Raw genomic sequence first — 2,189 nt, 5'->3', positions numbered from 1 at the left:
TGGTGGTGCTGCTGGTGCGCGACGTGCGCCGCCGCGGCCAGGTCGAGACCGCGCTGGCCGAGTCGCTGGCCTTCCGCCGGGCGATGGAGGATTCGCTGGTCACCGGCCTGCGCGCACGCGATGTGCAAGGCCGCGTCAGCTATGTGAACCCGGCCTTCAGCGAGATGGTGGGTTATGCGCCGGAAGAGTTGATCGGCCGCTTTCCGCCGCCTTACTGGCCACCCGAGCAGGTCGAGGAATACCTGCGGCGCCAGGACACCCGGCTGCAGCTGGGCGTGGACGGCGGCGGCGTGCACCGCGAGGGCTACGAAACCGTGTTCATGCGCCGCGGCGGCGAGCGTTTCCCGGTGATGATTTACGAGGCGCCGCTGCACGACCGGGTGGGCCACCATGTGGGCTGGATGGGGGCGATCCTGGACGTCAGCGGCGAGCGGCGCATGGAAGAGCTTTCGCGCCAGCAGCAGGACAGGCTGCAGGCCGCGGCGCGCTTGGCCACCGTCGGCGAAATGGCCTCGCTGCTGAGCCACGAGCTGAACCAGCCGCTGGCGGCGATTGCCAGCTACGCCACCGGCTCGCTGAACCTGATGGCCGAGCCCGAGCCGGACACGCTGGAGCTGGTGCGCCAGGCCATCGAACGCATTGCCGAGCAGGCCGAGCGGGCAGGGCGTGTCATCAAGAGCGTGCACGGCTTTGTGCGTCGGCGCGAGCAGTCGCGCGAGGTGGTGGCGGCGGACCAGTTGATAGAGGCCGTGCTGCCCTTGGTGCGCCTGCAGGCGCGCAAGAGCGGTACGCGCATCGAGCTGGACCTGCCCAAGCCGGTGCCCAGCGTGCAGGCCGATCGCACCATGGTCGAGCAGGTGCTGCTGAACCTGACGCGCAATGCGATCCAGGCCATGGAGACCGACCAGACGCCGCTGGCCCAGCGGGTGCTCACGCTGAAGGTGCGCCAGCACGAGCCGCGCTGGGTGCAGTTCAGCGTGGCCGATGCCGGACCCGGCATTGCGCCGGAAGTGGCGGCGCGGCTGTTCACGCCGTTTTTCACCACCCGCCAGGAAGGCATGGGCCTTGGCCTCTCGCTTTGCCGCACCGTCATCGAGCAACATGGCGGCACCTTGGACCATGGGCCGGCCAACAGCGAGGCCTCTCCCGCCGGCACGGAATTCCGGTTTACCCTTCCAGCGCCCGACAGCCCGCGCCGCAACGCGCCTTCTTCTGCCATGACGCCATGACGCCCACCTCGTCCCGCTTCGGCCTGCCCATGGTCTACCTCGTTGACGACGAGGACGTGGTGCGCGACGCCCTGGCCTGGCTGCTGCGCTCGCGCCGGCTGCTGTCCGAGGGCTTCGCCAGCGCCGAGGCCTTCGAAGAACTGCTGAATCAGCGCGGCGCCCATGCCGACCTGGCCGCCAGTTGGCCGACCGCGCCGTCCTGCCTGGTGCTGGACGTGCGCATGCCCGGCATGAACGGGCTGGCGCTGTTCGACCGGCTGGTCGAGCGTGGCCTGGCCCAGGTGCTGCCGGTGATCTTCCTGACCGGTCATGGCGACGTGCCGACCGCCGTCGCCGCCGTCAAGCGCGGTGCCTTCGATTTCGTCGAGAAGCCGTTCTCGGACAACGCGCTGGTGGACCGGGTCGAACATGCCTTGCAGGCCAGCGAAGCGGTGTTGCTGCAGCGCCTGGCCAAGCGCGAGGTGCAGCGCGCGCTGGCCGAGCTGACCGAGCGCGAACGCGAGGTCATGCAGCTGGTGGTCGAAGGCCGGCCGAACAAGCTGATCGCCGACGCGCTGGACATCAGCGTGCGCACCGTCGAGGTCCACCGGGCACGCGTCTTCGAGAAGATGAACGTCAAATCCGCCGTCGAGCTGGCCAATCTTTTGCGCCCCTGATCCCGTGTTCCGCTGACCGACAATACCGCCCATGTCCCTGGGCGAATTCGAACTGATTGACCGCTTCTTCAAGCGCCCCGTGCAGCGCGCCGTGCTGGGCGTGGGCGACGATTGCGCCTTGCTGCAGCCCACGCCCGGCATGCAGCTGGCCGTGTCGACCGACCTGCTGGTCGAGGGCCGGCATTTCCTGTCCACCGTGGACCCGGCGCGGCTGGGCCACAAGGCGCTGGCCGTCAACCTCAGCGACCTGGCCGCCTGCGGCGCCAAGCCACTGGGCTTCACGCTGAGCCTGGCGCTGCCCCGG

Annotated in this window: 3 protein-coding genes; all 3 read left to right on the top strand. The window is 69.4% G+C overall.

What is annotated here, in order from left to right; all coding sequences use genetic code 11:
* Positions 1-1,229, top strand: a 1,229-nt coding sequence (locus FKP22_RS27975) for a sensor histidine kinase (RefSeq protein WP_141291309.1), incomplete at its 5' end; no start/stop codon positions are given.
* Positions 1,226-1,885: a response regulator transcription factor gene (locus FKP22_RS27970; protein WP_231010310.1), complete on the top strand. Its 660-nt coding sequence runs from the start codon at positions 1,226-1,228 to the stop codon at positions 1,883-1,885. The genes FKP22_RS27975 and FKP22_RS27970, both read left to right, overlap by 4 nt.
* Positions 1,886-1,922: 37 nt before the next feature.
* A partial coding sequence (locus FKP22_RS27965) for an AIR synthase related protein (protein WP_233446986.1) occupies positions 1,923-2,189 on the top strand: 267 nt, incomplete at its 3' end.

The organism is Ideonella azotifigens (assembly GCF_006519715.1).
Lineage (GTDB): Bacteria > Pseudomonadota > Gammaproteobacteria > Burkholderiales > Burkholderiaceae_C > Ideonella > Ideonella azotifigens.
Note: the sequence above shows the minus strand (reverse complement) of the source record. Positions and strands in the feature narration are given on the sequence as shown.